Raw genomic sequence first — 22,746 nt, 5'->3', positions numbered from 1 at the left:
CAGGATGAGGGCGGAGCGGGCTTTTGCGAAACTTCACAAAGGCCATCTTCGGCATTGGTAGGTGGAGGGTAGTGGTGCTGGCGCAGAAGATCAGCCTCACCCTGAGGTGGCCCGCAGGGCCCTCGAAGGGCGAGGCGGGTGGCTTGAAACGGCAAGCATCAGGAATGCGAATTTTAATTTATTCAGGAGGACCCTTATGGCAATCGAAGGATCATCGGAACAGACGCGGGAGCCGCGCATTCGGCTTGGCATGGTGGGCGGAGGTGCCGGCGCCTTCATCGGCGCGGTGCATCGCATAGCCGCGCGTATCGACGACCAGTTCGATCTCGTCGCCGGGGCGCTCTCGTCTTCGCCGGACAAGGCCCAGGCTTCCGGCCGCGATCTCGGCCTCGATCCCTCGCGCACCTATTCCAGCTACCGCGACATGGCGATCCGTGAAGCCAAGCTGAAGAACGGCATCGAAGCGGTTTCGATCGTCACGCCGAACCATGTCCACTACGACGCGGCCAAGGAGTTCCTGCGGCGCGGCATCCATGTCATCTGCGACAAGCCGCTGACGTCGAATCTTGCCGATGCCAAGAAGCTGAAGAAGGTGGCCGACGAGAGCGGCGCGCTCTTCATTCTCACGCACAACTACACCGGCTATCCGATGATCCGCCAGGCCCGCGAGATGATCGCCAATGGCGAGCTCGGCGATATCCGCATCGTGCAGGCGGAATATCCGCAGGACTGGCTGACGGAAAATATCGAGCAGTCCGGCCAGAAGCAGGCCGCCTGGCGCACCGATCCGGCCCAGTCCGGCGCCGGCGGCTCCACGGGCGATATCGGCACGCATGCCTATAACCTCGCTTCCTTCGTCACCGGCCTCGAACTCGATAGCCTTGCCGCCGATCTCGACAGTTTCGTCGAAGGCCGCCGTCTTGATGACAACGGCCACGTGCTGCTGCGCTTCAAGGCGAAAGGCAAGGAAAAGCCGGCGAAAGGCATGCTCTGGTGCAGCCAGGTGGCGCCCGGCCACGAGAACGGCCTCAAGCTCCGCGTCTATGGTACCAAGGGCGGTATCGAGTGGACGCAAGCCGATCCGAACTATCTGTGGTACACGCCGTTCGGCGATCAGAAGCGGCTGATTACCCGCAACGGTGCCGGCTCCGGCGCGGCTGCCGCCCGCGTTTCGCGCATCCCGTCGGGTCATCCGGAAGGCTATCTGGAAGCCTTCGCCACGATCTATACCGAAGCTGCGCGTGCCATCAACGCCCGCAAGAAGGGTGTGGCGGTCGATCCGGCCGTGGTCTATCCGACCGTCGATGACGGCGTGAAGGGCGTGGCTTTCGTCGAGGCCTGCGTCGCTTCCTCGAAGCGCAACGGCGCCTGGGTCAAGCTTTAAGGTTGAGCTTGGGTTCGAGGCGGTTTCGCCGCCTCGAACCTGATAAACGGCTGCCGGTCAGGCGGCGGTTCCCTGCTTGCGCTTGGCGAGCGCGTCGACGCTCAGCGGGCCGCCGCCGGCGCTGACGAGAAACAGGAAGATGAAGCAGAAGAGGATGGCTGCGACGCCGCCGTTCTGCGCGGGGTAGAAGCTCTGCGGCGCATGGCGAAGGAAATAGGCGAAAGCCATCAGGCCCGACAATATGAAAGAAGCGATCCTCGTCTGGAAGCCGATGAGGACAAGGAAGCCGAGGGTGAGTTCGAGCAGGCCGGCGATCCAGGGAAGCGATCCCACCGGCGGCACGTTTTCAACCGCGGGGAAATGCAGCACTTTCTGCGTTCCGTAGCTGAACAGCACAAGCGAGGCGACGATGCGCAGGAGGCTCAGCAGATAGGGGTGAAGAATGTGGAGCGCAGGGAGCATTTGTATCCTTTCGTTGTCAAGTTTGATTGCTACCCTCAATTGATCCGCTGCAAAAAGACAAGTCACGACTGTTGACATTGATGTTATCCCGCCGTGCGATAATCGTTGCCGACGCCGGCGCAATTTTCCGGGATGCCCTTGGCCGGCTTGGCTTACAGGCATCTGCAACGTTGCAGTTTTCCGGTGCCGCTACTGTACTTTGCCACGCGGGTTGGCTAAACCGCCGCTAACGAAGCCTATAACAGACGGGATTTTCATCATGATCGATCCGAAGCTTCTTGCCGATCGCTTCCCCGGCGATTTCACGTTCGGCGTTGCCACCGCCGCGTTCCAGATCGAGGGCGCCACCAAGGCCGATGGCCGCAAGCCATCCATATGGGATGCCTTCGCCAATATGCCCGGCCGGGTCTATCAGCGGCAGAACGGCGATGTCGCCTGCGACCACTACAATCGGCTGGAGCAGGATCTCGACCTGATCAAGGAGATGGGCGTCGAAGCCTATCGCTTCTCGATCGCCTGGCCGCGCATCATTCCCGAAGGCACCGGCCCGGTGAACGAAGCCGGCCTCGATTTCTACGACCGCCTTATCGACGGCTGCAAGGCGCGGGGGATCAAGACCTTCGCCACCCTCTATCACTGGGATCTGCCGCTGATGCTCGCCGGCGAGGGTGGCTGGACGGCGCGCTCGACGGCGCATGCCTTCCAGCGCTACGCCAAGACGGTCATGGGCCGCCTCGGCGACCGGCTTGATTCCGTCGCTACCTTCAACGAGCCGTGGTGCATCGTCTGGCTCAGCCACCTCTACGGCGTCCACGCGCCCGGCGAACGCAACATGCAGGCGGCGCTTTATGCCATGCACTATATGAACCTCGCCCATGGTCTCGGCGTCGAGGCAATCCGCTCCGTGGCGCCGAAGGTGCCTGTCGGTATCGTGCTCAACGCGTCGTCCATCCTGCCGGGCTCGGATCGTCCCGAAGATCTGGCAGCGGTCGAGCGCGCGCATCAGTTCCACAACGGCGCTTTCTTCGATCCGATCTTCAAGGGCGAATATCCGAAGGAGTTCGTCGAGGCGCTCGGTGATCGCATGCCTGTCATCGAGGACGGCGATCTGAAGACCATCAATCAGAAGCTCGATTGGTGGGGCCTGAACTACTACAAGCCGGACCGGGTCTTCGATGATGCGTCCAAGAGTGGCGATTTCCCCTGGACGAAGGAAGCACCGCCGGCAAGCGACGTGAAGACCGACATCGGCTGGGAAATCTATGCGCCCGGCCTGAAGCATGTCGTCGAGGACCTCAACAAGCGCTACGACCTGCCGGAGTGCTACATCACCGAGAACGGCGCCTGCTACAATATGGGCATCGTCAACGGCGAGGTCGATGACCAGCCGCGCCTCGATTATTACATCGAGCATCTCGGCATCGTCGCCGACCTCATCAAGGACGGCTATCCGATGCGCGGCTACTTCGCCTGGAGCCTGATGGACAATTTCGAATGGGCGGAGGGCTATCGCATGCGTTTCGGCCTCGTCCACGTCGATTACGAGACCCAGGTCCGCACGATCAAGAAGAGCGGCAAATGGTACAGCAAGCTTGCCGCGCAGTTTCCGAAGGGCAATCACAAGCCGGTCTGATCGTCCGGCTTCTTCTGCGCAGGAATTTCGGGCCGTGCCCGAATCGGCGGGGCCTGATAGACACGGCGCATGACCTCGCGCTCCGTTTCCCTCTATGCGCTTTGCGGCAGCCAGCGGCACGCTTCGAGCAGCCGCAGACTGCTTGAAGCCTTGCAATCTGCGTGCCCGGGCGATGTCACCATCGTAATTTGCGATGTGATCGGCGATCTGCCGGTCTTCAATCCGGACCATGAGGGCGGGAAAACGCCGCCCCTCGTCGAGACCTTTGCGGCGGAGATCCGCAAGGCCGATGGTTTGATCGTATCCTGCCCGGAATATGCTCACGGCATACCCGGCGGGTTCAAGAACGCCCTGGACTGGCTGGTTTCTCGGGATGAGGTGCCGTTCAAGCCGCTGATGTTCGCCCACGCCTCGCATCGCGGCGATCTCGTGTTGGCGCAGTTGACCGATGTATTGCAGACCATGTCGCTGCAGATCGTGCAGGACGCCTTTTTACGCCTGCCGATTGCCGGCAAGAGCGACGAGGCACAGGCACAGATGCTGCTGGAGGCGCGCGAAAGCGGCCTTCTTTCGGCGAGTCTCGGCCGTTTTGCGCGAGCGATCGCCGCCAGCACGTAAATTCTTTGCGCTTCTGCAAATATACAACTATTTCCTGTAGGAATCTCGAATTCACCTTAACCGTTTTTTGAAGACCTGACGGCAGACTCCCATGCCAAGGAGAAAAGGTGTTGGGAGCAGCTTTCAAGTCGTTGCGGGTCGATGCGCAAATCGGTCGTCATTCCATCGTGACGGCCGTTCTGATTTCTTTTGCGCTGGTCGTTGCCGTCGTGACGCTGATGGTACTGACCGCAATCGGGCGGGTGGCCGATTATTCCAACAAGCTCGACGACGAACGCTCCTGGGAGACGACCGTCGGCGCGTTGAAGACCTTCCAGGGGCAGCTCGAGGCGACGCTGCACGATCATTCCGCGCGCAACGATGCGGCGCGAAGCGTCTACGGCATCGACGATCGCGGCTGGATCGCCGGCAATTACGGCGACATATCGTCCAACGGTGCGCTGTTCGATACCGCCGTCATCGTCGACGACGACAACAAGCCGATCATTGCCTATCACGATGGCGAGCTGCTGACAGAGAACATCGGGGATGTCCTCGGTGCCGCCGTATGGGCTCTGGTCGACCAGGCGCGCAATACGCGCGTGACCGGTGTGCCGGAGGCCTCGGGTTATATCATGACAAGGGATGGCATCGCCGTGGCGGGCGCTGCGACGATCCGTGAAAGATCCGGCCGCATTCCGGTGCCCGAAGGTCAGCGGCGCTATCTGATCCTGGTGCGCTATCTCGATGCCGCGCGGATCAAGATGCTCTCCAACACCTATGTCATCAGCGGTTTGACGCTGGTGCCGCCAGAGACCGTGGCGCGCTATGCCGTCTCCATCGTCGATCCACTCGGCAAGTCGCTGGGGCGGCTCATCTGGAGCTCGCGTGAACCGGGCGACATGAGCTATCAGCAGGTTCGTCCGGTGGTTCTCGGTGCGCTCGGGCTTGTCGGCCTGTTCTTCGTGGTGCTGCTGATCCTGGGATCGCTGGCGGGGCGCAGGCTGCGGGCGGAAGAGGTGCAGGCGCGTCAGGTTTCGCTGCGCGACCGGCTGAGCGGCCTCCTCAATCGCGAGGGGGTGCGGCTCGATGTGGATCGCCTGGTCGAGCGGGCGCGCGGCGACGGCACCAATGTCCTGCTTCTCTACCTCGATCTCGACGGCTTCAAGGAAATCAACGATGCCTATGGGCATGGAACGGGCGATCAGCTCATTCGTGCCGTGGCAGCCGGGCTCAGGGTGCTCGTGCCGCCGCAGGCGGCGCTTGCGCGCCTGGGAGGGGACGAGTTCGCCATCGTCTTCCCGACGAGGGAGCTCAACGACGCGCCGGCCTTGCGGCTGGGCGAGCAGATCCTGGATTTCCTTTCGGAGCCGTTGGAGATCGGCCGCCGGGTGGTCGTCGTCGGCGCCAGCATCGGCATTGCGAGCTCGCCGGAAGGCCGCATAGACCGAGAGGAGCTGGTGCGCCGCGCCGACCTTGCCATGTACAAGGCGAAGGAGGCGGGTCGTGCCCGCATGACCTGCTACGAGACGGCCATGGATGCGCATCGCGAGGAGCGCAACGCGCTGGAACTCGATCTGCGCCGCGCCATCGAGACCGAGGAGCTGACGGTCGCCTATCAGCCGCTGGTCGATGCGTCGAGCTGCGAAATGACCGGCGTCGAGGCGCTCGTGCGGTGGAACCGCCCTGGCCACGGGCCGATTTCGCCGGAAGCCTTCATCCCCATTGCCGAAACCAGCGGCCTCATCGAGGCGTTGGGCCTGCTCGTTCTGCGCAAGGCCTGCAAGGCCGCGCAGCAGTGGCCGGATCTGCGTGTCGCCGTCAACGTCTCGCCCGGCCAGTTCCGCAATCCAGCCTTTGCCGATTATGTCCGCAGCGTGCTGAACGAAACGGGGATCGAGGCCGAGCGGGTGACGCTGGAAATCACCGAGGGCTATATCATTCAAAATCCGGAGCGCACACGCCAGTCGATCGAGCGGCTGAAGGCGCTCGGCGTCAAGGTGGCGCTCGACGATTTCGGCTCCGGCTTCTCCTCCATCGGCTATCTGCGCCAGTTCGGCTTCGATCGCATCAAGATCGATCGTTCGCTGACGATGGATGTGCTGGAAGACAACCGCGCCCGCGAAATGCTGAAGGCGACGGTGGCATTGGCGCGCTCGCTCGATATCCCGGTTACGGCCGAGGGCATCGAGACCGAGGAACAGGGCAGGGCGCTCCAGGGTTTCGGCTGCGACGAGCTGCAGGGCTATTTCTACGGCAAGCCGATGCCGGAGCCCGAAATCGGCAAGCGGCTTGCTGTCCAGCTGGCTGCGGTGCTGGATGAGGAACGCGGCGCGGCCGCCTGAGATCAGCCGCCGATATGCTCATGGCCGCGCTTGCGGGCAAGCGCGATCTGCCGCTGCCTTTCGCGATAACGCTCGCGATCCTCTTCGCTGCGCTCGTGATAGCAATGGCTGCAGGAGACGCCGGCCTCGTAAAGCGGCGAGGTCAATTCCTCGGCGGTGATGGGAGTGCGGCAGGCGTGGCAGAGCTTGTGATTGCCCTCTTTCAACCCATGCTCGACGGAGACGCGCTCGTCGAAGACGAAGCATGCGCCTTCCCAGAGGCTTTCCTCCGGGGGGACTTCCTCCAGATATTTCAGAATGCCGCCCTTGAGGTGGTAGACCTCGTCGAAACCTTCCTGCTTCATGAAGGCGGTGGCCTTTTCGCAGCGGATGCCGCCGGTGCAGTACATGGCGATCTTCGGCTTGTTGTGCAGGCCGCCGTTCTGCCGCACCCATTCGGGAAACTCGCGGAAGGTCTTGGTCTTCGGATCGACCGCGCCCTTGAAGACGCCAATGGCGGTTTCGTAGTCGTTGCGGGTGTCGATGACGATGGTATCGGGATCGGAGATCAGCGCATTCCAATCCTGCGGCGCGACATAGGTGCCGACGACCCTGGTGGGGTCGATATCCTCGACGCCCATGGTGACGATCTCTTTCTTGAGCTTCACCTTCATGCGCACGAAAGGCATTTTCGACGCGCGGCTTTCCTTGTGCTCGAGGCCGGCAAATTCCGGCTGGGAGCGCAGGAAGGCGAGGACCGTGCCGATGGCTGCATCCGTGCCGGCAATGGTGCCGTTGATCCCCTCATGCGCGAGCAGCAGCGTGCCCTTGACGCCGTTCTCCTCGCAGAGCGCAAACAAAGGCTCGCGCAGGCTCTCGAAGCGCGGAAAGGATACGAAATGATAGAGCGCGGCAACGAGGAATGCGCCGGTCGTGTCGCGCCGTGGATCTGAGAACATGTCGGTCATGGCGGGGAAATACAATTTTGTGAGCTTTCAGGCAATCGGGATTCGTATTTTGACACCATGAGACCGGGCAGCTTCGATCCTTCGAGGCACTGCCACCGGGGCCAGAGGATGAGGGTGGAATGGCCTGCGGGCTTCAGACAGTGCTCCGCGGCGATGACCGGGCGCTGGTGACCAGCCCCTCATGCTGAGGTGCGCAGGCCGTCAGGCGGGGACCTCGAAGCACGAGGGCGGGCGAGGGGCCTCGTCAGCCTCAATCCGCCGCTTCCAGCCAGAGGCGCTTTACGGTCCGCGCTTCGCGTTCCGGCTTGTCGGCAAAGACCCAGCGGGCCCGGGTCAGCGCCTCCTCGCGTGCGATCTGCTGCCGGGAGATGATTGCTTCCAGCAGGCGGGCGCGATCGTCGCTTCCGTTGAAGAGATGCGGCTCGCGATCCGCGACATCCGATAGTATCGACATGTCGAGATAGCGGCCGAGCACATCGACCAATGCCTTGGCTTCCAGCTGTTTGGCATGCATGGCGGCGGGCCAGACGTCGCGCAGCAGCATGTGATGCATCCAGTAATCCTGGCTGCGCTTGCGCAGATCGTGAAAACTCTCCGCGTGGGCCGCATCCGCATGGCATTCTGACAATGCCTCCATCGCCTTGCGGACGTTCTTGCGCCAGCCTTTCTGGAAGAGGCGAGCCGTATCGCGACGTCCGCACCCGAACGATACGTCCTTCAGCGCTTCGAGCGCCTCGTTGCATGTGGCGACCGCGGCCCGCGCCTTGTCTTCCAAATCCGTCTCGGCTTCCGCCAGATGGTCGCGCCGGGTGGTCAGGACGTCGCTCACGCGGGTCAGCGCGTGCGATTCATCCTCCGATGCGGCGGTCGTCTGAAGGTAGTGGCTGATCTCGATCAGCGCGGTCGCGTCGCGGACGCCGGACAGCGTTTGCGCCATGGCGCGAAGCCGGTCGTTCTCCCGCCGCTGAAATTCCCGCGCGACGGGGGCTACCAATCGATAGAGCGCGCGCACGCGCTTGATGTTCTTGCGTGCGGCATGAACCGCTTCGTGCAGGCCTTGCGGCCTGTCCGTCAGGGCGGCCATCGCCTTGCCGAGTTGATGCGCGGCGGCTTTGTGCACCTCGTCATCGAGAGCCCGGTCAGGCCGTATGCGATAGCTCATCGTACTCCCGTTCGAACTGCGTCGCGAGGGCCTGGTTGGAATAGCGATATTCGCCGGTCACTTCGCGGCCGATCCAGTCCGGGAGTTCGGGATTGTCGTTTTCGGAGCTCATTTCCACTTCGGCGATCACAAGGCCGCGATGGGCGCCTCGAAAGACATCCACTTCCCAGACGAAACCTTTGAACGGCACCTTGTGGCGGGTTTTTTCGATGACCAGGCCGATTGCCGTTCCCAGCAATTCCTCCGCGTCGTCGACGGGGATTTCGTATTCGAACTCGTCCCGCGTCATCGCCTTGCCGATCTTGATCGTCAAGGTCGCCTTCGTATCGTTCGTCAGCCGTACCCTTACGGAACGACCGTCCATGGAGGCGATATATCCCTGGCGCAGGATCAGCCTCTCGGTCACGAGATTACGCCAATGATCGCCGCGCACCAGAAACTTTCGCTCGATCTCTTTTGCCATGCGTTTGACATGCTCCACCGGCACAGATCGGTCTAACGTATAGCATGTTACGACGAATTCCTACCCGTCGTGCCCAACACATGCTTTTGTCTCGACAAGCCCTCACGGGGAGGGTATTCGAAAGCCGGTTTCAATCGTTTTAAAGGAGCGCACCGACCATGGGCGAGAAAACCGAAAAGCTTCTTTCCATCCTGAAACTGCAGCCCGTTGTTCCGGTACTGATCGTCGATGACGCGAAATCGGCCGTGCCGCTCGCCCGCGCGCTTGTGGCAGGCGGTCTGAAGGCCATCGAGATCACGCTGCGCACCGCCGGCGCGCTCGACGCCGTCCGCGCCGTTGCCGAGGAAGTGGAAGGGGCCGAAGTCGGCGCCGGGACGATCCTCAACGTCAGCCAGTGGGAAGCGGCCGTCGAAGCCGGCTCCAAGTTCATCGTCAGCCCCGGCACGACGCAGGAGCTGCTCGATGTTGCGCGCGGATCGCATGTGCCGCTGCTGCCCGGCGCTGCAACCGCAAGCGAAGTCATGGCGCTGCGCGAGGAGGGCTATAAGGTGCTCAAGTTCTTCCCGGCCGAGCAGGCCGGCGGCGCTGCCTATCTCAAGGCCCTGTCGTCGCCGCTTGCCGGCACGATCTTCTGCCCGACCGGCGGCATCTCGCTAAAGAACGCCCATGACTATCTCTCGCTGCCGAATGTGATCTGCGTCGGCGGTTCCTGGGTCGCGCCGAAGGAGCTGGTCGCTGCCGGCGACTGGGCCGGCATCACCAAGCTTGCTGCCGAGGCTGCGGCGCTCAAGGGCTGAACCCGCCGAAACCCGATTTCAAAGGCGTGCATGGAGCCATGCGCGCCTTTTTTATTTGTCGCGGATTTGTATTTGCGGTTGCGCTTCCTATCTCCCTTTCACCAACGCCAGGACGGAAGGAGCACCACATGATCGATGCCCGCAAGCTGCTGGATCAGTTTCTGGGATCGCAGATCCCGGGATTGCAGGGAAGCGTCAAGGACAAGGCGACCGATGTGATCAATCTCGCCCGGGACAATCCCATGGCGACGAGTGCGATCGCCGGTGTGCTGGTCGGCACGAAGACCGGGCGACAGATCGCCGGCAATGCCCTGGCGCTCGGCGGCCTCGCCGCGATCGCGGGCCTCGGATACCAGGCCTACAAGAATTACCAGGCCGGCAACCAGCCAGAGCCGGCTCCTCAATCCGCCCCGCAGGCCGAGCCGCAGTTCCTGCCGCCGCCGACGGACTCCGGCTTCAGCACGGCGCCGGCGATCGCCAGCAACGATTTTACGCTCTCCCTCGTGCGGGCGATGATCGCTGCCGCCCGTGCCGACGGCCATATCGACGATGCGGAGCGTCAGCGCATTCTCGGCAAGGTACAGGAGGCCGGCGTCGGATCGGAGGCGGAAAGCTTCTTCCAGCGCGAGCTTGCCAACCCCGTCGATCTCGATGCCATCGTCGCCTCGGCGAAGACGGATGAGCAGCGCGTGCAGGTCTACACGGCCTCGCGTCTGGCGATCGAGCCGGATTCGCGGGCCGAGCGCGGCTACCTCGACCTGCTCGCCGGTCGCCTCGGCCTGCCGGATGCATTGGTCGATCATATCGAAGCCACGGTTGCAGGCGCCAAAGTCTGATCCCGTGTGACGTTCGGGCCGGTTGCCTTTCCTCGGCAGCTGGCCTAAGCCTTCGCCGGAACACATGCATCGGTGCCAGGGGTCGGCTAAATTGACGGATAAGAAAAGCGAAACCCGATCTGCGGCAATTGCAGCCGGCATTATCTTGCTGGTCGCGACAGCCTTGCTTTACCTGATGCCGAACGTCATCGTCTGGCTGGGTTCGATATCGCCATGGCTCGGCACCGGTTTCGGCGTGCTCGTCATCCTGGCGTTCTTCTTCGTGTTCTGGCTGCGAGCCCGCTACCAGCGCCGCAAAGGGCAATAGGCCCCCTCATCCTGCAGCGCTCCTATTGAATTGCTTCAGTTCTGTAGCGAAGCGCCGAGCAGGATGACGCCGGTGCAGATGACCAGCAGCGCGCCGAATATTTCGATGCCATTGCCGACCCAGACCGAAAGTCTCGAGCCCTTGCCGGTGAGGCGGACGGCGGTGCCTTTGGCGAAAACGGCAATGATGGCAAGCAGCGAGACGGTCATAGCCGTGCCGATCGACATGGCGAGCACCGACAGCAGCCCGCCGAGATAAAGTCCGTTCAGCATGGAAAAGGTCATCACCAGCAGCGCACCCGAGCATGGGCGCAGCCCGACGGCGACGATGGCCGACCAGGCTTCGCGCGCGCTGAACTTCTCGTTGGACAACATCTTCGGATCGGGAAGATGGGCGTGTCCGCAGGTCTCGCAGAAGGCGCCGTCGCCTGTCGCGTGCGCGGGGTCATAGCATTGATAGCCGCCGGCTGCGGGCATCGCGGCACGGCTGAGCGTAAAGCCTCTTGCCGAATCCGTGCCGGTCGCCGCCCCTTCGAACAGCGAGAGGCTGATCGGGCCGGCCGACGTCGCGAGCTGCATCTCCTGACGTTGCGCACGGCTCTGCAACATCGCCCGCAGCTTGCGGAACAGCAGCCAGGCGCCGAACAGGATGACCATGACGAAGCTTGCCAGCTCCATGGCATTGGTTGCCATCGTCATGGTGATGCCCGAGCCGCGCAGCACGAAATAGGCGGCACCGACGACCAGCACGGCAACGAGGCCCTGAATGAGCGCCGACACGAAGGAAATCCCGATGCCGCGCTTCAGTTCGATTTCATTGGCGACCATGTAGGAGGAGATCACCGCCTTGCCATGGCCGGGGCCGGCGGCATGGAAGATGCCATAGGCGAAGGAAAGGCCGATCAGCGTCCAGAGCTGCCAGGGGTCCTGGCGCATGGCCTCGATGGACTTGGTGAGGGCGCGATAGAAGGCCTGCTGCTCGTAATTCACATACAGAAAGATCGGCGCAAGCGGGCCGCCGATCGGCTGGAAGCTCGGTTCGGCCGTGCCGATGCCCAATGGCGAGCCTGCGGCATGCGCCAGGCCGGCGGTTGCCAGAAGGGCGAGCATTGCGGCCGGAGCGAGCCTCTTTACGTTCGAAATCAGCATTCGACATCTATCCGCGTTGCGAAGAGTTTCGACATGGTCGTTCCCGTCGGATCGTTGAAGAAGGCGTCCGTCAGGGTCGATCTGTTCTCGGCGATCACCTCGTCCGGATCGGGACGAACGACCTTTTGCGTGCAGCTTTTGAAGGCGTCGCCCTCGGTCACCAGCTCGTTGTCGCTCGGGAAGTCGATCGAGGTGTAGAGCGTCGGATCGTAGATCCCGAAGCTCAGCTTGTTGCCCTTGGTGAGCGGCATCGGCTCGGACGGCTTCACGGCGAAGAACATCAGGAGCTGGCCGTCGCGATAGTCGACATTGATGACGTCGGGCTTGTCCACTTTGATGGTTTTGCCGTTCAGCGTCAGGTTCGTGTAGTAGTCGTACTCGGCAAGAGAATCGCGAACGGTCTTGCCGACCTCCTTCAGTTCGTCCGGATCGAGCTTCAGATTGGTGTTCTTGTCAAAATCCATGAGCACGGAGGAGGAGAAGACTTCGTCGAAGCGCCAGACGTTGCGCATCTCCTTCACGTTGCCATCCGGACCTGCGAGCACCTCCAGACGTGCTTCCACGAAGATATGCGGATGGGCCGACACGGCAGCCGGCGCAAGCAGGAGGCCGCCGGTCAGGGCAACAGCATAGACGGTCGTGGATTTTCTCATGCGTCCGATGTGTTTCGCGAGCATTGATTCACTTTGATTTCTGGTCAGAAAATGAGACGGAATTGGGACCGGCCGGCCGGCTTTGGGCCGTTCAGCCGTGCTTGCGGAACCAGTTATACAGGTAGTCCACAAAGATGCGCACCTTGGCCGGTAGATAGCGCCGGTGCGGATAAACGGCATAGATGCCGCGATCCGTCGGCAGATAATCGTTGAACAGCGTCAGCAATTGTCCGCTTTCGATCGCCTTGCGGCCGATGAAGTCCGGAACGATGGCGATGCCGAGACCGGCCAGCGCGGCACGCAGCGTCGCATGCGGGCTGTTGACTTCGAGCGTGCCGTTGATGGCGACGTTGAAGGTGGTGCTGTCGGCATCGACGAAACGAATGTTGCCCTGCGAGCGGGTGTTGGTGTCGATGATAAAAGGCACGCGTGTAAGATCGGTCGGGTGTTCCAGCGCCGGATAGCGATCGAGGAATTCCTGTGTCGCGCACAGGTGGACGCGGAAGTCCGAGATCTTGCGGGCGATCATGCCGGAGTCTTCGAGTTTCGTGATGCGCACGGCGACGTCGAAGCCTTCCTCGATCAGGTCGACGAAGCGGTCATCCGCTGCAATCTCAAGCGCGAGGTCCGGGTTTTCCTTGGCGAAGTCGATCAGAGACTGCCCGACATCGGCATCGACGAAGGTGCGCGGCACCGAGACGCGCAGCCGCCCCTTGAGCTGCTGGTTGTTCTCGCGCACGAGATCGGCGAGATTGTCGATCTCCTTGAGGATGTCGGAGGCGGTGCGATAATAGGTGTGGCCGGCCTCGGTCATGGAGAACTGGCGCGTCGTGCGGTTGAGCAGCAGCGCGCCGAGTTCGTCCTCAAGCTCGCGGACATATTTCGAGAGCAGGGCCTTGGAGCGCCCGGTCTTGCGCGCCGCCGCCGAGAACCCCTCCGCTTCCACCACGTCGATAAAGGCACGAATCCGGGTCAACGTATCCATGGTGAAGCCTCCCGTTAACTGTTTCCGGATGTTGAACAAAACGCGTTGATTTGTTCAATTATTTTTTTAGGGCAGGGGCGAAAAAAATTCTTGATTGTTACGGCGAATGTACCTATTTCCGGATCAGCCCAAAGTCGCACGTGCCCGTGGGTGTCCGCCGATCCTCGATGTGGTGAGAAAATCGGTAAGGTACCTGGAACTAACCCCTCCAGTCGCTATTTCGGCCAACCGAAAAATGCGAGGACATCTGAAGCAACGACGGTGCGGGCCTTTTTGTTCTCTCCCGGCTTTCCATCAGCCGGGGTTACTGAAGAGGCACACCTTCATTGCCGGAAGTGCGGTTGGGATAATCCCTCCAATCCATGGCAGACAAAGCGAACCAGCGCCGCTTGCGGCACTCGTTCATCATCCGCGCTTCGCGCATTTGCACGGTACCGGGGTCTCCACCGGCTGGTTCCTGAGCGAATGAGCGTCGCCCTTTGTCCTCTGGGTCTTTTCCCGGAGCTTTTGGAATTTGAAAGGGAATTGACATGACCACGCAACGTATTCGCGATTTCCTCGCTACCCGACGTCCGGACGGTCCTTGCCTGGTGGTCGATCTCGATGTCGTCCGCGACAACTTTCATGCTTTCCGTCATTCCATGCCCGACAGCGCCATCTACTATGCCGTCAAGGCCAACCCGGCTCCGGAAGTGCTGCGCCTGCTTGCCAGCCTCGGCTCCAACTTCGATTGCGCGTCCGTCGCTGAAATCGAAATGGCGCTCGAGGCCGGTGCGACCGCTGCCCGCATCTCCTTCGGCAACACCATCAAGAAGGAGCGCGATATCGCCCGTGCGCATGCACTCGGTATCAACCTCTTCGCCGTCGACAGCCACGAGGAAGTCGAGAAGATTTCCCGTGCCGCTCCCGGCGCCCGCGTGTTCTGCCGCGTCCTGACGGATGGCGAAGGCGCTGAATGGCCGCTGTCGCGCAAGTTCGGCTGCGTCCCGCAGATGGCTGTCGACGTTCTCGTCTACGCCCATCAGCTGGGTCTGGAATCCTACGGCGTGTCTTTCCACGTCGGCTCGCAGATGACCAAGGTCGATGCCTGGGATTCTGCTCTGGCCGATGCCAAGCGCGTCTTCGTATCGCTCGCCAAGCAGGGCATTCACCTGCAGATGGTCAACATGGGCGGCGGTTTCCCGACCAAGTACCTGCGCGACATTCCGTCGGCCGAAGCCTATGGCAAGGCGATCTTTGCGTCTCTGCGCGCCCATTTCGGCAACCAGATCCCGCACACGATCATCGAGCCGGGCCGCGGCATGGTCGGCAATGCCGGCGTGATCAAGGCTGAAGTCGTCCTGATTTCGAAGAAGTCGGACAACGATGCCGCTCGCTGGGTTTTCCTCGACATCGGCAAGTTCGGCGGTCTCGCCGAAACCATGGACGAGGCAATCCGCTACCCGATCCGCACGGAGCGCGATAGCGACGAGATGGAACCCTGCGTCATTGCCGGCCCGACCTGCGATTCGGCTGACGTGCTTTATGAGAAGAACCTCTATCCGCTGCCGGTGACGCTCACCATCGGCGACGAGGTCCTGATCGAAGGCACCGGCGCCTACACCACGACCTACTCGGCTGTGGCGTTCAACGGTTTCGACCCGCTGAAGGCCTACATCATCTAAGGTCCGATAAAGCCGCCCCCGTAGCCAGTCGGGGCGGCACCCTCACAATAGTTTGTCACCGCCGCTGATAACGGTATTGGGCACGGGAGGCCGAGATGGCCGCTGTTCTTGATTCTGTCCGCGCATTCTTTGCGCCCACCACTTTCACTCTCGACCTGGAAAACGCAGGCGATGTCGTTGCGCGCGAAAACCTGCTGGATCGCGCCATGGGCGCCGATCGCCGCAAGAAGTCGTCGGAAAAGCTGCGCCAGGGCCGCGTTCCGGCCGAAGGCCTGGCGCTGGTCGCTCGCGACCGTTCGGGCCACGTCATCGGCACGGTTCGCCTTTGGAACGTCGAAGCCGGCGTCGATCGCGAGACCCGTCCGGTCGATGCGCTGCTGCTTGGCCCGCTGGCCGTCGATCCCGCCTATGAAGGCAAGGGCATGGGCTCGGCGCTGATGCGCGCCGCCATCATGGAAGCCAAGAAGCGTGGCCATGGCGCTATCCTGCTCGTCGGCGATGCGCCCTACTACGAGCGCTTCGGCTTCTTTGCCGCAAAGACCCGCCATCTTGTCATGCCGGGCCCGTTCCAGCGCGAGCGCTTCCTTGCGCTCGAGCTCAAGGACGGCTGGCTGGACAGCGCTGCCGGCATGATCGTTGCCAGCGGCCGCAAGCTTGCCCAGCCGCCGGTCGCCAAGGCTGCGTAAAACCAACGAACAGTTCTGAAGTCCTACTGCGCCTCCTCCCACCCGGGCGGAGGCGTTTTTATTTGGCGGCCTTCACACTGTCCTTTGCGGGATCGTAGCCATCCGTCAGCGTTTTCAGGAAGGCGACGACATCGGCGATTTCGGCCTCGTTGAGGGCCGGGGCATCGCCGGGCTTGCGGTTCATCGGCGCGTCGATGACGTCGATATTGGCCTGATACCGCGGCGGCAGATCATCGTATTTCAAGACCTTGCCGCTCGCATCCTTCGGATAGATCTCCTCCGGATTGGTGTCGCGCTTGACGTAGAAGCGGGTCACATCCTCAAGGGTGCGGTAGACGCCGTTGTGGAAGAAGACGTGGCGGGTCGCGACGTTGCGCAGCGTCGGCGTCTTGAACAGGCCGCAATTCTGCTGCTGGGCGGAATAGGTGTCGTTGCGCAGCGGGCCGCAAATGCCGGTGTCGTAGTAGCGCGCATCGGCATTGGCCGGAATGGCCGGATTGCGCGGCGCGCCGAGCGCTTCGAACTCGAAATCGGTAAAATTGGGCATCTGCCCGTCGCCGGTCATCTTGTCGAGATGGCAAGAGGCGCAATTGCCCTTGTTCGGGTCGTCGAACAGCTTCAATCCCCGCGCTTCCGCATCCGTCAGCACCGCCTTGCCGCGCAGATAATCGTCATACTTGCTGGTATAGGGGTGGAAGGAAAGTTCCTCGATCTGATAGCGGGCAAGCGCGAAGCCGATTTCTGAAATCGTCATGTCCTGATCGTTGAGGACATTGTCGCCGAAGAGCGCCGAAATATCCTTGCCGTAACCCTTTTTCAGCTTCGCGTAGACGGTGGTCGCATCGGGATTCGCCATTTCGAAGGGTGAGATCATCGGCTGCAGGGCCTGCTCTTCCAGCGAATCGACGCGCCCATCCCAGAACATGCCGCCTTGCGGCACGAGGTTGGCGGCGGCCGCATCGGCCTTGACGACGGCCTGTGCCGTCAGCGGGCCGGCGACGCTGGCGGGCGCATTGGCCAGGGCCACGCCCGATGCTTCGGTCATCGGCGAGGCCTCCGCGGCCTCGTCGGCAGGGCTTTCCTCTCCGATCGAGAAGGAGGGCGTCGACATCTTGTAGGCAAGGCTGGGCACAGCGCGGATGCCGGGCTGATCGAGATGTGCGCCGCCGAGCTGGACGGCGAGGCCGTTGGCCGGCGCGTAGTGGTTGGCGGGATCGTGGCAGGTGGCGCAGGACATCTGGCCGTCGCCCGAGAGCGAAGGGTCGAAGAACAGTCTCTTGCCGAGCTGGGCAACCGTACTCAGCGGCGCTGGGTCGTCATAGCCATCCGTAGCCGCAGAGTTTGCGGCAGGCTCGCTTGCCATGCCGACGGCCGCACCCGCGAGCGAGAGGCTCGCAAGTGCGAGGAGCGGCAGGAGACGGCGGTTGAACTGCAAGGGCATTTCCGTCTCCCTTATCGTTCTAGGACGCCTGATTGCCGGTCTTCGGGTCGAGGATCAACTTCGGTGCGTCACCCTTGGACCAGTCGAACATGGCGTTCAGCGAGCCGGCCAGCGCGTCGAACGAGCCGCCGCCAAGGCGAGCGCCGTCCATCCAGTTGTCCTCGATTAAGCGCATGATGGAGGTCTGGTCCGTCAGCGTATGGTCGATGAAGTTGACCTTGGCGTAGGGCGAGATGACAAGCAGCGGCTGGCGCGTGCCGTAACCGCAGCGCCCCTGCGCCGGCTGGCCGTTGACGCCGGGCAGCGGCGTGCCGGTGGAACAGCTGTCGCCGTTCAGCACATCGTAGCCCTTGACCGCGAGCTTCGACGGATTGACGACCGCGTGGGCGTGGTCGTACCAGCCGTCGGAATCGTCGTAGAGGACGATGATGGCGGTATCCTTCCAATCCGGCGAATCCTGAACGGTGTTGACCACTTGCGTCACGAACTCCTGCTCGTCGAGCGGATCGGAATAGCCGGCGTGGCCGTCCTGATAGGCGGGGGCCTTCAGGAAGCTGACGGCCGGCGTGTTGCCGTTCTTCAGCGCCGCATAGAAATCGGTCATGTCATACTGGTGGTTGGCCGCGTCGGTGGTGCCGATCGCCGCCACGGAAGACGGGCGCGCATGGGTCGGATTGGCGGTCGAGGCGTAGTATTGGAACGGCTGGTGGTGCGGGATGTAGTCGGCGCTGTTGACCTTGGTGACGGCCGAGGTCGTCGCGCGCTTGCAGTTCGTCGTGCCGTCCGGGTTGGTCGCCGTCAGGTCGAAGCCGCCTTCGAAGAAGCCCCAGGTGATCTTGTGCTCGTTCAGCATGTCGCCGATGTTCTTGCCGTACATCAGTGCCGTCTGGCCGGCCGAGCAGACGTCGCCCGTCGGATCGAAATCGCTGATCGCGGTCCAGCCGCCATTGCCGTCCGGCACGATGCGGCCCTTGGAATAGGTGCCGTCGCTTTCCAGCGTGTAGCCGGGCGGCAGGATGGCGCCGTTGGTCTGGCCGGAGATGAGGTTCAGCGCCCCGGGGGTCGAGGGGCCGAAGTTGGTGGAGAAGGAATTGTCGTTCAGGGCATAGTGCTGGGCGTAGTTCCAGAGCGCGGTGACGGTGTTGCCGTCATAGTACCCCATGACCTGCCCCTTGGTACCGAATGCACCGGCGGCGCCCTTGGTGCCGTGGCCGGTATTGGCCGGGAAAAGGTCCATCGCGAAGTTGTTGTAGGCGGCCTGTTCGGCGGTGTAGCCGTGGTTCTGCGACTGGGTGGCCGCCTGCGTGCGGTCGAGCCGGAAGGGAGCGGCGGCATCCGCGCCGTTGGCCGGATTGGTCTTGTTCGGATTGCTGTCGAGAAGCCCGGCATTGGCCAGCGTGTTGATATCGGCCGGCGTGTTGTCGGCTGCCTTGAATGCCGGTTCGCCGTCGATGTTTGCGGCCTTGGGGTAGGTCGCGAAATAATGGTCGAAGGAGACGTTTTCCTGGAAGATAACGACAAGATGCTTGATCGGTGTCGCGGTATTCGGCACCGGCGCTAGGTCAGCGGCGCTGGCGGTGGAACAGAGCAAAACAAGGGTAAGCGCGCTGCCGGCTGCAAGGGCGGCGCGACGCGAAAGACTGGTCATGGTGATATCCTCTTCGAGTGGGGGCATCGCTCCGGCGCTTGTTGCGCCGCGCCGGGCAGAGAGAACCCTTTCGAGCTATCAACGGAGTATGACAGTTCCATGAAGGGAGCGGTGAGGGGATTCGACCTCGACCGTACCGCATCCTGCAAGTCATTGATTCTGCTGTATTCAGCGATAAGTGCTTGGAAAGCAGCCGTGTCGTTTGTCTGCGATGCTACCTTATGTCACGGCTAAGCAGGAAAATGAGTTCCCTCATCCGCCCTCGTGGTTCGAGACGGCCCTCTGGGCCTCCTCTCCATGAGGGCTGGTCTTCCGGGACTGGGCTGGAAGAATGGCTTCGTCGTTTAGCGAATGCGTCGGAGCGGCGGCCCGCTCTACCTCATCCTGAGGTGCATTTCGGAGCAAAGCGTAGAAATGCCTCGAAGGACGAGGCGGCCACAATCCCCGGCGACTAGATATTCTGATCCATCGTCTCGGCCGGGATTTCGTCGGCGCGGTGGATACGGACGACGACGGCCGGCACGCCGGCGACGGTGCAGTGGGGCGGTACGGCTTTCACCACGACGCTGCCGGCGGCAACCTTGCTGAAAGCGCCGACTTCGATGTTGCCGAGGATCTTGGCGCCGGCGCCGATCATCACGCCGTGGCGGATCTTCGGATGGCGGTCGCCGGTTTCCTTGCCGGTGCCGCCAAGCGTTACGTTCTGCAGGATGGAGACTTCATCTTCGATGACGGCGGTTTCGCCGATGACGATGCCGGAGCCATGATCGAGCATGATCGACGAGCCGATCTTCGCGGCCGGGTGGATATCCGGCCCGAAGACGAGCGAGACGAGGTTGGAAAGCCAGCTCGCGATTTCCCTGCGCCCTTCCGTCCAGAGCGCATGGGCGATGCGGTGCGTCTGCAGGGCATGGAAGCCCTTGAGGTTGAGAAGCGCATGCAGATAGGTGGTGCAGGCGGGATCGCGGGTGCGTACGGCGATGAGGTCCGCTTCCGTCGCCTGCAGGATTGCGGGATGTCTGCCGAGCACGTCGGACAGCAGCGAAAGCATATCGGCGTGCTCGATCCTGACGACGCAGAGGCGGGCGGCCAGCACATTGGCCAGGCTTTCTGCATCGGAGCTGCTGGCAAGCAATTGCGCCTGCAGCAACGCCGCAAGCGTCGGCTCGCGCGCCGCAAGCTCGGCGGCTTCATGACGGATCACGTCCCAGACATTTTCGGCTGGGGCAGGGGTATTTTCGGCAGCTGCCGTTCCCGATGGGGGCATGATCCTGTCTTTCTCTCCAGAGCGGTTCGGCTCCTCACGGAACTTTCGAACCGCTCTACCTTATTGTTTTTACGCGATAGCCACCAGAAAGCCGCTGCGTATTCTTTTGGAGTGGCTTCAGGCCGAAACGTCGACGACACCGCAGTCGCCGGCTTCGGAGGCAAAGGCGAGCAGCTTGCCCGATTTGCTCCAACTCATCGACGTAATCGCACCCTTGCCGGGCCGGCGCAAGAGCGCCTCCTTGGCGTCGCCGAGCCGTACCGCCAATATCATGCCGTCGATGAAGCCGATGGCAAGGATATCCTCCGCCGGATGGAACTTCACCGATGTCGCCATGATGTTCGCGCGGCTGCCGAGCTCGAGCGGCGCCTTGCCCATCGGGCCGTCCTTGCCCTGGAAGGGCCAGACGATCGCGGCCGGCGCACCGGACGATGCGAGCCATTTGCCCTTGTTGGACCAGGAAAGCGACTTCACCTTGGCGGGATAGCCGGTCATGCGCATGTGCCGGGCTTCGGCGCCGGGCTTGGCGTCCAGCTTCCAGCCATGCAGGGCGTTTTCCTGCATGGTCGTGACGATGAACTGTCCGTCCGGCGAGAAGGTGACGCCGGTATGGGCGCCCTTCCATTCGAGATTGACCGGCTGGGCGCTCATGCCGACCCAGTGCAGCGACACGCCATTGTAGCGGGCGACGGCGATGCGCAGACCCTTGGGAGCGAAGGCGATGCCTTCGACCGTGCGCTCTTCCGGAAACTCCTTCGTCGTGCCGTCGGACAGGCGCACGAAGGTGCTCTTGCCATAGGAATAGGCGACCGCGCCTTGCGGACCCGCAGCAACCTGGCCGATCCACTTGCGCGGCGCCTCGGCCAGCGTCGTCGTGCTGCCGTCGGATGCGATCCTGACGACCTTGCCGTCCTCGCCGCCCGAAATCAGGCTCTCGCTATAGGGATCGCGGAGGCAGGTCAGCATTCCCTGATGAGCCTCGGTGACCTTGTCTCCGCCTTCCAGTCGATGAACTGCGCCGGCGGCGCTGGCGAAGAAGGGGGTGTCACCTAAAAATTCGACGGCCAGAACGTGGCCGTCGATATCAAGCGGAGCAACAGTCGGCATCAGGCAGACGCCTCGCAGGCCTTGAAGCTTGCTTCCAGCTTCTCGCGGTCGAGTTCGCGGCCGATGAAGACCAAGCGGCTCTCATGCTTTTCGCCGTCCTTCCAGGCACGCTGATGATCGCCTTCGATGATCATGTGCACGCCCTGAACGACGTAGCGCTCCGGATCGTCCTTGAAGGCGATGATACCCTTGAGGCGCAGGATGTTCGGCCCTTGCGTCTGGGTGATCTTCTGGATCCAGGGGAAGAAACGTTCCGCATTCATCTCGCCGCCACGGAGCGAAACCGATTGCACGGTGACGTCATGGATCGGCGACAGGCCATGATGATGATGGTCGTGATCATGGTCATGGTCATGGTCATGGTGGTGATGATCATGATCGTGGTCATGATGGTGGTGGTGGTGGTCATGGCCATGGTCGTGATGGTGGTGATCGCAATCCGGGCCGCAGACATGATCCTCATGGCCGTGCTCGAGGAAGTGCGGGTCGTTCTCGAGCGCGCGTTCCAGATTGAAGGCGCCCTGGTTCAGCACGCGGGCGAGATCGACGCCGGAGCGGGTCGTCTTGTAGACGCGGGCAGCCGGGTTGATGGCGCGGACGACATCCTCGATCTGGGCCAGCTCTTCCGGCGATACCAGATCCGATTTGTTGATGACGACGACATCGGCAAAGGCGATCTGGTCTTCGGCCTCGCGGCTGTCCTTCAGGCGCAACGGCAGGTGCTTGGCGTCGACCAGCGCGACGACGGCGTCGAGTTCGGTCTTGGCGCGGACATCGTCGTCCATGAAGAAGGTCTGGGCGACGGGAACCGGATCGGCAAGGCCTGTGGTTTCGACGATGATGCCGTCAAAGCGGCCGGGGCGGCGCATCAGGCCTTCGACGACGCGGATAAGGTCGCCGCGCACCGTGCAGCAGACGCAGCCATTGTTCATTTCGTAGATTTCTTCGTCCGACTCGACGATGAGGTCGTTGTCGATGCCGATCTCGCCGAATTCGTTGACGATGACCGCGTATTTCTTGCCGTGATTTTCGGAGAGGATGCGGTTGAGCAGCGTCGTCTTGCCGGCGCCGAGATAGCCGGTGAGAACGGTGACGGGAATGGGCTTTTGCGTGGCTGTTTCGGTCATGGGAGCCTCGAAATAGGGAAGGTTGCCCCGGGGAGCGGACAAGTTTCGCGTTTCATATAAGGAGTTGGCGACGTCAGTTCAAAGGCT

21 protein-coding genes are annotated in these 22,746 nt (G+C 62.3%); 9 read left to right on the top strand and 12 right to left on the bottom strand.

Annotated elements, in window-relative coordinates; all coding sequences use genetic code 11:
- The first annotated feature begins 196 nt into the window (after positions 1-196).
- On the top strand, positions 197-1,384 hold the full coding sequence (locus GR212_RS12185) for a Gfo/Idh/MocA family protein (RefSeq protein ID WP_163986819.1): 1,188 nt from the start codon (positions 197-199) through the stop codon (positions 1,382-1,384).
- 57 nt (positions 1,385-1,441) lie between these two features.
- Here the strand turns inward: GR212_RS12185 and GR212_RS12180 are convergent, their stop codons facing one another.
- Entirely contained in the window at positions 1,442-1,846 is a 405-nt protein-coding gene (locus GR212_RS12180) for a DoxX family protein (RefSeq protein ID WP_163986818.1), read from the bottom strand.
- Positions 1,847-2,105: 259 nt separating this feature from the next.
- Between GR212_RS12180 and GR212_RS12175 the strand changes: the two genes are divergently transcribed.
- The 3 genes from GR212_RS12175 (at position 2,106) to GR212_RS12165 (ending at position 6,421) form a co-directional block, all read left to right on the top strand.
- Positions 2,106-3,479 (top strand): GH1 family beta-glucosidase, encoded by a 1,374-nt coding sequence (locus GR212_RS12175; RefSeq protein ID WP_163986817.1) that lies wholly within the window; start codon positions 2,106-2,108, stop codon positions 3,477-3,479.
- Between the two features lie 69 nt (positions 3,480-3,548).
- Positions 3,549-4,097 carry an NADPH-dependent FMN reductase gene (locus GR212_RS12170; protein WP_163986816.1) on the top strand — a complete coding sequence of 183 codons (549 nt, stop codon included), beginning with the start codon at positions 3,549-3,551 and terminating at the stop codon, positions 4,095-4,097.
- A 110-nt stretch (positions 4,098-4,207) separates the two neighbouring features.
- Positions 4,208-6,421 carry a putative bifunctional diguanylate cyclase/phosphodiesterase gene (locus GR212_RS12165; RefSeq protein WP_163986949.1) on the top strand — a complete coding sequence of 738 codons (2,214 nt, stop codon included), beginning with the start codon at positions 4,208-4,210 and terminating at the stop codon, positions 6,419-6,421.
- A gap of 2 nt (positions 6,422-6,423) precedes the next feature.
- Here GR212_RS12165 and GR212_RS12160 read toward each other — a convergent pair whose 3' ends face one another.
- The 3 genes from GR212_RS12160 to GR212_RS12150 form a co-directional block, all read right to left on the bottom strand.
- Positions 6,424-7,359 carry a rhodanese-related sulfurtransferase gene (locus tag GR212_RS12160; RefSeq protein WP_246725750.1) on the bottom strand — a complete coding sequence of 312 codons (936 nt, stop codon included), beginning with the start codon at positions 7,357-7,359 and terminating at the stop codon, positions 6,424-6,426.
- A 259-nt stretch (positions 7,360-7,618) separates the two neighbouring features.
- Positions 7,619-8,530 carry a CHAD domain-containing protein gene (locus GR212_RS12155; RefSeq protein WP_163986814.1) on the bottom strand — a complete coding sequence of 304 codons (912 nt, stop codon included), beginning with the start codon at positions 8,528-8,530 and terminating at the stop codon, positions 7,619-7,621.
- Complete coding sequence (locus GR212_RS12150) at positions 8,508-8,993, bottom strand: CYTH domain-containing protein (protein ID WP_163986813.1); 486 nt, start codon at positions 8,991-8,993, stop codon at positions 8,508-8,510. Before GR212_RS12150 ends, GR212_RS12155 begins: the two co-directional genes overlap by 23 nt.
- Before the next feature lie 158 nt (positions 8,994-9,151).
- Between GR212_RS12150 and GR212_RS12145 the strand changes: the two genes are divergently transcribed.
- From GR212_RS12145 to GR212_RS12135, 3 genes are all read left to right on the top strand, one after another.
- The gene (locus tag GR212_RS12145) at positions 9,152-9,790 is read left to right on the top strand and encodes a 2-dehydro-3-deoxy-phosphogluconate aldolase (protein WP_163986812.1); all 639 of its coding nucleotides are present in this window, start codon (positions 9,152-9,154) and stop codon (positions 9,788-9,790) included.
- 128 nt (positions 9,791-9,918) lie between these two features.
- Positions 9,919-10,626 carry a tellurite resistance TerB family protein gene (locus GR212_RS12140; protein WP_163986811.1) on the top strand — a complete coding sequence of 236 codons (708 nt, stop codon included), beginning with the start codon at positions 9,919-9,921 and terminating at the stop codon, positions 10,624-10,626.
- A 91-nt stretch (positions 10,627-10,717) separates the two neighbouring features.
- Complete coding sequence (locus tag GR212_RS12135; RefSeq protein ID WP_204326538.1) at positions 10,718-10,933, top strand: hypothetical protein; 216 nt, start codon at positions 10,718-10,720, stop codon at positions 10,931-10,933.
- Positions 10,934-10,968: 35 nt separating this feature from the next.
- On the opposite strand, the gene GR212_RS12130 is transcribed toward GR212_RS12135, so the two are convergent.
- The 3 genes from GR212_RS12130 to GR212_RS12120 form a co-directional block, all read right to left on the bottom strand.
- The gene (locus GR212_RS12130; protein WP_163986809.1) at positions 10,969-12,081 is read right to left on the bottom strand and encodes a nickel/cobalt transporter; all 1,113 of its coding nucleotides are present in this window, start codon (positions 12,079-12,081) and stop codon (positions 10,969-10,971) included.
- A complete protein-coding gene (locus tag GR212_RS12125; protein WP_204326537.1) occupies positions 12,075-12,734 on the bottom strand; it encodes a DUF1007 family protein in 660 nt (219 codons plus the stop codon). The genes GR212_RS12130 and GR212_RS12125 overlap by 7 nt, the downstream gene beginning before the upstream one ends.
- Before the next feature lie 91 nt (positions 12,735-12,825).
- Positions 12,826-13,719, bottom strand: coding sequence for a LysR family transcriptional regulator (locus GR212_RS12120; RefSeq protein ID WP_163986807.1), 894 nt, complete (start codon positions 13,717-13,719; stop codon positions 12,826-12,828).
- Between the two features lie 530 nt (positions 13,720-14,249).
- On the opposite strand from GR212_RS12120, the gene odc2 reads away from it, so the two are divergent.
- Together odc2 and GR212_RS12110 are read left to right on the top strand one after the other, a co-directional pair.
- Positions 14,250-15,383, top strand: coding sequence for an ornithine/lysine decarboxylase (odc2, locus tag GR212_RS12115; protein WP_163986806.1), 1,134 nt, complete (start codon positions 14,250-14,252; stop codon positions 15,381-15,383).
- A gap of 95 nt (positions 15,384-15,478) precedes the next feature.
- A complete protein-coding gene (locus GR212_RS12110) occupies positions 15,479-16,069 on the top strand; it encodes a GNAT family N-acetyltransferase (RefSeq protein ID WP_163986805.1) in 591 nt (196 codons plus the stop codon).
- A gap of 58 nt (positions 16,070-16,127) precedes the next feature.
- Here the strand turns inward: GR212_RS12110 and GR212_RS12105 are convergent, their stop codons facing one another.
- The 5 genes from GR212_RS12105 to GR212_RS12085 all read right to left on the bottom strand — a co-directional run bounded on the left by GR212_RS12105 (position 16,128) and on the right by GR212_RS12085 (position 22,659).
- Entirely contained in the window at positions 16,128-17,510 is a 1,383-nt protein-coding gene (locus tag GR212_RS12105) for a cytochrome-c peroxidase (protein ID WP_163986804.1), read from the bottom strand.
- 19 nt (positions 17,511-17,529) lie between these two features.
- The gene (locus tag GR212_RS12100; protein WP_163986803.1) at positions 17,530-19,158 is read right to left on the bottom strand and encodes a phospholipase C; all 1,629 of its coding nucleotides are present in this window, start codon (positions 19,156-19,158) and stop codon (positions 17,530-17,532) included.
- Between the two features lie 451 nt (positions 19,159-19,609).
- Positions 19,610-20,425, bottom strand: a complete 816-nt coding sequence (gene cysE, locus GR212_RS12095; protein ID WP_163986802.1) for a serine O-acetyltransferase — start codon at positions 20,423-20,425, stop codon at positions 19,610-19,612.
- 117 nt (positions 20,426-20,542) lie between these two features.
- A complete protein-coding gene (locus GR212_RS12090) occupies positions 20,543-21,532 on the bottom strand; it encodes a WD40 repeat domain-containing protein (protein WP_163986801.1) in 990 nt (329 codons plus the stop codon).
- Entirely contained in the window at positions 21,532-22,659 is a 1,128-nt protein-coding gene (locus tag GR212_RS12085) for a CobW family GTP-binding protein (protein WP_163986800.1), read from the bottom strand. The genes GR212_RS12090 and GR212_RS12085 overlap by 1 nt, the downstream gene beginning before the upstream one ends.
- Between the last annotated feature and the right edge of the window lie 87 nt (positions 22,660-22,746).

Source organism: Martinezella lusitana, from assembly GCF_010668395.1.
GTDB classification, from domain to species: Bacteria; Pseudomonadota; Alphaproteobacteria; order Rhizobiales; family Rhizobiaceae; genus Rhizobium; species Rhizobium lusitanum_A.
Note: the sequence above shows the minus strand (reverse complement) of the source record. Positions and strands in the feature narration are given on the sequence as shown.

What these genes read in the sequence shown, in the direction of transcription:
- GR212_RS12160 (WP_246725750.1), bottom strand. Translation starts at nt 7,359, where the DNA reads ATGTTCTCAGATCCACGGCGCGACACGACCGGCGCATTCCTCGTTGCC.
- GR212_RS12150 (WP_163986813.1), bottom strand. Translation starts at nt 8,993, where the DNA reads ATGGCAAAAGAGATCGAGCGAAAGTTTCTGGTGCGCGGCGATCATTGG.
- GR212_RS12130 (WP_163986809.1), bottom strand. Translation starts at nt 12,081, where the DNA reads ATGCTGATTTCGAACGTAAAGAGGCTCGCTCCGGCCGCAATGCTCGCC.
- GR212_RS12090 (WP_163986801.1), bottom strand. Translation starts at nt 21,532, where the DNA reads ATGCCGACTGTTGCTCCGCTTGATATCGACGGCCACGTTCTGGCCGTC.
- GR212_RS12170 (WP_163986816.1), top strand. Translation starts at nt 3,549, where the DNA reads ATGACCTCGCGCTCCGTTTCCCTCTATGCGCTTTGCGGCAGCCAGCGG.
- GR212_RS12175 (WP_163986817.1), top strand. Translation starts at nt 2,106, where the DNA reads ATGATCGATCCGAAGCTTCTTGCCGATCGCTTCCCCGGCGATTTCACG.
- GR212_RS12110 (WP_163986805.1), top strand. Translation starts at nt 15,479, where the DNA reads ATGGCCGCTGTTCTTGATTCTGTCCGCGCATTCTTTGCGCCCACCACT.
- GR212_RS12140 (WP_163986811.1), top strand. Translation starts at nt 9,919, where the DNA reads ATGATCGATGCCCGCAAGCTGCTGGATCAGTTTCTGGGATCGCAGATC.
- GR212_RS12105 (WP_163986804.1), bottom strand. Translation starts at nt 17,510, where the DNA reads ATGCCCTTGCAGTTCAACCGCCGTCTCCTGCCGCTCCTCGCACTTGCG.
- odc2 (WP_163986806.1), top strand. Translation starts at nt 14,250, where the DNA reads ATGACCACGCAACGTATTCGCGATTTCCTCGCTACCCGACGTCCGGAC.
- GR212_RS12100 (WP_163986803.1), bottom strand. Translation starts at nt 19,158, where the DNA reads ATGACCAGTCTTTCGCGTCGCGCCGCCCTTGCAGCCGGCAGCGCGCTT.
- GR212_RS12145 (WP_163986812.1), top strand. Translation starts at nt 9,152, where the DNA reads ATGGGCGAGAAAACCGAAAAGCTTCTTTCCATCCTGAAACTGCAGCCC.
- cysE (WP_163986802.1), bottom strand. Translation starts at nt 20,425, where the DNA reads ATGCCCCCATCGGGAACGGCAGCTGCCGAAAATACCCCTGCCCCAGCC.
- GR212_RS12120 (WP_163986807.1), bottom strand. Translation starts at nt 13,719, where the DNA reads ATGGATACGTTGACCCGGATTCGTGCCTTTATCGACGTGGTGGAAGCG.
- GR212_RS12085 (WP_163986800.1), bottom strand. Translation starts at nt 22,659, where the DNA reads ATGACCGAAACAGCCACGCAAAAGCCCATTCCCGTCACCGTTCTCACC.
- GR212_RS12125 (WP_204326537.1), bottom strand. Translation starts at nt 12,734, where the DNA reads ATGAGAAAATCCACGACCGTCTATGCTGTTGCCCTGACCGGCGGCCTC.
- GR212_RS12185 (WP_163986819.1), top strand. Translation starts at nt 197, where the DNA reads ATGGCAATCGAAGGATCATCGGAACAGACGCGGGAGCCGCGCATTCGG.
- GR212_RS12180 (WP_163986818.1), bottom strand. Translation starts at nt 1,846, where the DNA reads ATGCTCCCTGCGCTCCACATTCTTCACCCCTATCTGCTGAGCCTCCTG.
- GR212_RS12155 (WP_163986814.1), bottom strand. Translation starts at nt 8,530, where the DNA reads ATGAGCTATCGCATACGGCCTGACCGGGCTCTCGATGACGAGGTGCAC.